General features: G+C 27.4%; 5 protein-coding genes and 1 tRNA gene. 1 reads left to right on the forward strand and 5 read right to left on the reverse strand.

The window, feature by feature from the left end; translation table 11 throughout:
* Nucleotides 1-2 precede the first annotated feature (2 nt).
* Both HCG76_RS18710 and HCG76_RS18715 read right to left on the reverse strand, forming a co-directional pair.
* Nucleotides 3-74: transfer RNA gene (locus HCG76_RS18710), tRNA-Glu, on the reverse strand.
* Nucleotides 75-199: 125 nt separating this feature from the next.
* Nucleotides 200-781: a hypothetical protein gene (locus HCG76_RS18715; protein ID WP_221701776.1), complete on the reverse strand. Its 582-nt coding sequence runs from the start codon at nucleotides 779-781 to the stop codon at nucleotides 200-202.
* A gap of 157 nt (nucleotides 782-938) precedes the next feature.
* On the opposite strand from HCG76_RS18715, the gene HCG76_RS18720 reads away from it, so the two are divergent.
* Nucleotides 939-2,183 (forward strand): NAD(P)/FAD-dependent oxidoreductase, encoded by a 1,245-nt coding sequence (locus HCG76_RS18720; protein ID WP_260458204.1) that lies wholly within the window; start codon nucleotides 939-941, stop codon nucleotides 2,181-2,183.
* A gap of 67 nt (nucleotides 2,184-2,250) precedes the next feature.
* On the opposite strand, the gene HCG76_RS18725 is transcribed toward HCG76_RS18720, so the two are convergent.
* The 3 genes from HCG76_RS18725 to HCG76_RS18735 all read right to left on the reverse strand — a co-directional run bounded on the left by HCG76_RS18725 (nucleotide 2,251) and on the right by HCG76_RS18735 (nucleotide 3,534).
* A complete protein-coding gene (locus HCG76_RS18725; protein WP_221701778.1) occupies nucleotides 2,251-3,006 on the reverse strand; it encodes an acyl-[acyl-carrier-protein] thioesterase in 756 nt (251 codons plus the stop codon).
* 64 nt (nucleotides 3,007-3,070) lie between these two features.
* The gene (locus HCG76_RS18730; RefSeq protein WP_195989123.1) at nucleotides 3,071-3,253 is read right to left on the reverse strand and encodes a DUF1858 domain-containing protein; all 183 of its coding nucleotides are present in this window, start codon (nucleotides 3,251-3,253) and stop codon (nucleotides 3,071-3,073) included.
* Between the two features lie 80 nt (nucleotides 3,254-3,333).
* Nucleotides 3,334-3,534, reverse strand: a complete 201-nt coding sequence (locus tag HCG76_RS18735) for a hypothetical protein (protein WP_221701779.1) — start codon at nucleotides 3,532-3,534, stop codon at nucleotides 3,334-3,336.
* Nucleotides 3,535-3,699: the final 165 nt, after the last annotated feature.

The raw sequence follows: 3,699 nt of genomic DNA on the forward strand, positions 1-3,699 counted from the left end.
GGTGACCCCTAGGGGAATCGAACCCCTGTTACCACCGTGAAAGGGTGGTGTCTTGACCGCTTGACCAAGGGGCCTAGGTTTTTTCTTTTCTGCTGCGCTCTCCCGAGCACATTACCTATAATACCTAAAATTATATATAGTGTCAACACTTTTTTTGAATTTTTTTTATATATTTTTTATTATGTTTTTCAATATCTGTCTAAACTAGCATTTTTACTGGGTTTGTAGGATTTTTAATTTTTTCTATTCCTTCCCCATATCTCTTCAATAAATCCTCTTTTTCTTTAATTTCTTTATTTATTTTTTTTATTTCGAATGCACAAATTTCTAAAAATTCTTCTTTTTCTACTTCTTCAATGTTTATATTAAATCCACTTTTCTTAAAATTTTGTCCATCAGCTATTATCTTTATAGGCATATTTTCATTAATTACACATAAAATCTCTTTTTCCCATATTCCTCTCTTATTTACAGCGTATTTCTCCTTTAATAAATTTAAACCATTAAAATTAATTTTCAATTCATTTTCTATTGTATCTAAAATTGCCTTATATAATACAACTGATATTCCTCTATTTAATTTTATTTTTAAAAAATCACTATATTTAATTAAAAACTCATCAATTTCACTTTCTGTTATAAATTCTACATCTAATTTATCAAAAACTTTTATTCCTTTTCCTCCAGGATAATTAACTACTACCTGATCATAATTCATTCTTCTTAATTTTAACTCCTTTTGATAATCCTCAGAATTAGAATTTATTATCTTAACTTTCATTAATACCACCTCTATTTTTAGTATCTCTTAATTTCATTACTTTATTATTATGCTACAATTACATAATTCTTATTGCAGAACATAATGCTAAATATTAAGATATAGTTAATCGAAAAATATTGCTTTGCAATTTAGTTATACGAAAGGGGTGTTTAATTTGCATCATGATTTAATAATTGTTGGTGGTGGTGCTTCAGGATTAGTTGCAGCTATTACTGCCAAAGATTTTGGAATAGATGTAGCAATTGTTGAAGGTACTGATAGAGTTGGTAAAAAGATTTTAACTACAGGTAATGGTAGATGTAATATATCAAATAATTGCATAAAACCGCCTTTTATTAATTACCATAGTTCAAATTCTGATTTTCACTTTACTGCATTAGATAAACTTTCACTTGAAGATACAAAAAACTTCTTTTTATCTTTAGGTCTTCCAATTGTAGCATTACCTACAGGAAAACTTTATCCACAGTCACTTCAGGCATCTTCAGTTGTGGATATTTTAAAAATGGCTATCGAAGATAGAAATATACCTTTATACACAAACTGCAAAATAAAAAATATCCACAAGGGTAAAATTTTTAAATTATCCACAAGTAACGAAGAGTATAAATTATTCACAGCTAATAAAGTTATCTTAGCCTGTGGAGGAAAAACAGCTCCTAAGACAGGATCTGATGGAACTGGATATAATATTGCTAAAAGTTTGGGACATTCAATAACATCATTAGTTCCTGGAATAGTTCAATTAAAATTAGACTATCCTCATCTAAAGGCTTTATCTGGAGTTAAATTTGATGGATATGTTACTTTAATAATTAATGATGAAGTTGTAAAAAAAGATTTTGGAGAAATACTCTTTACTGACTATGGAATTTCTGGTCCTCCTATTCTACAAATATCAGCATTAGCTTCTCAAAGTACCTTTGTTAAAAAGCAAACTGAAGTTGTAGTAGACTTATTACCTAGCTATTCCAAAGATGAATTACAAGATTTCTTAGAATGTCATTTTGCAGTTCTTAGTCATAGACCTATAATTAATGCTTTAGTTGGTGTTATACATAAAAAGATAATTCCCATTTTATTAAAAGAATGTGGAATAACTAATCTTCAAATGCCATGTTATGAACTTTCTTGGAAAGAAAAAATGAAGCTAGTAAATACTTTAAAGAGTTGGAAATTCATTTGCACTGGAACTAATGACTTTAATCAGGCTCAAGTTACAGTTGGTGGAGTTAATACTAAGGATGTTGATTGTGATACATTAGAATCTAAATTAGTTCCTAACCTTTACTTCTGTGGTGAAATATTAGATGTTCATGGTGATTGTGGTGGCTTTAATCTTCAATGGGCTTGGAGCTCTGGATATACTGTAGCAACATCAATTGCAGAAAATAAATAATATAACTTATTTTAATAAAAAGTAGTAAGCCAAAGAAACATACTCTTTGAACTTACTACTTTTTATATTAATTATTACTTAACTTCTTCCAACTACTAGTTAATACAGTTAATTCTTTTCCTTCATTATCAGCAATTTTATGAAGAATTAATACTTCATCTTCATTTTCTTTTATTTCATATGAAGCACTTATTTCAGCACCATATCTACATTCTTTTTCAAATATAACACTTAACTCTTTAAGCTCATAATTTAAAACAATTTCTAAAGGAAGTGATTCTATTGCCCATTCAACATATCTAACATTATTTACATGCATGTTAGAATCTATATCTCCATATCTAACTTTAAATCTATTTTGATGCATTTCTTCTGTTAATTTTTCTAACTTAGTAATTTTTATATCTGGACAAGTCTCAATATCAACTCCATAAGCTATATATTGATCGTCAGGAATTCTTACTGCTCTTCTCTTATCTATATTTATTAATAAGAATATTCCTTCTCCATCTACTATTTTTTCATTATTTTCGTCATATATTTCATATGCTCTAGAGGCATAAAACTTTTTAAAGCTTTTTGCCATCGTTACTACTTTTACTTTTTCACCATACTTAGGATATCTTTTTACCTTTATATTATATTTATAAAATACCCAGGCTAATTTTCTCTCAGTTAAATAATCTATTCCAACTCCTAGATTCTCTGATTGCTTAGTTCCTATATCACAAAAATAATTAATTATAGATGACATTTTACATTCTAATCTATAATTTGTTTCATAGTAATGTACTTCATATTCTTTTTCTGTAATTATTCCCATGTTTTATTCCCCTTCTTACTTTAATTTATGAAAAAGAACCCATAAATATGGGTTCAAATACTTTTTATCTATTTAAAGCTGATAATAATTCTTCTAAATTTATTCCATGAACATATGCTGCTTCTTCAACTGTTTCAGCTTGTGCTGATGGGCAACCAACACATCCCATTCCAAAGCTCATTAAAATTTCAGCTTTATTATCACTTATCTTTATTACTTCTCCAATAGTCATATCTTTAGTAATCATGATTAATCACCTTAGCTTTCATAAAATTATTTAATAAAACTATTTTATATGAAATATATGTAAAATTCAAATAAATAATCTTAATATAAACTTGCTAATCCACTGTTAATTTGATTTATGACAGAATTAATATCTATATTATACCTTTTTGATATCTCTTCTAAAGATGAAAATTGATTTTCTGTAATATCATATGTAGGTATTCCATAACTCATTAATATATTAGCTGCCACAGGATTCTCTGCAATTGCATCACATAAACTTGTATATTTATCAATCATAATATGCACCTCTTATAATTTTACTTATTATTATTTTGCACACTATAGATTAATATTATACAAATTACAAAAAGCCGTATAAAAATATTTGATATGCTCCCTTTATAGTAGACAGTTAAAATAATAAAACTGTCATTACTATAGAGGGAGCAATTTTTATGGGAA

The organism is Clostridium sp. K13 (genome assembly GCF_019734195.1).
In the GTDB taxonomy this organism is placed as follows: domain Bacteria; phylum Bacillota; class Clostridia; order Clostridiales; family Clostridiaceae; genus Clostridium.

What these genes read in the sequence shown, in the direction of transcription:
- HCG76_RS18730 (WP_195989123.1), bottom strand. Translation starts at nt 3,253, where the DNA reads ATGATTACTAAAGATATGACTATTGGAGAAGTAATAAAGATAAGTGAT.
- HCG76_RS18715 (WP_221701776.1), bottom strand. Translation starts at nt 781, where the DNA reads ATGAAAGTTAAGATAATAAATTCTAATTCTGAGGATTATCAAAAGGAG.
- HCG76_RS18725 (WP_221701778.1), bottom strand. Translation starts at nt 3,006, where the DNA reads ATGGGAATAATTACAGAAAAAGAATATGAAGTACATTACTATGAAACA.
- HCG76_RS18735 (WP_221701779.1), bottom strand. Translation starts at nt 3,534, where the DNA reads ATGATTGATAAATATACAAGTTTATGTGATGCAATTGCAGAGAATCCT.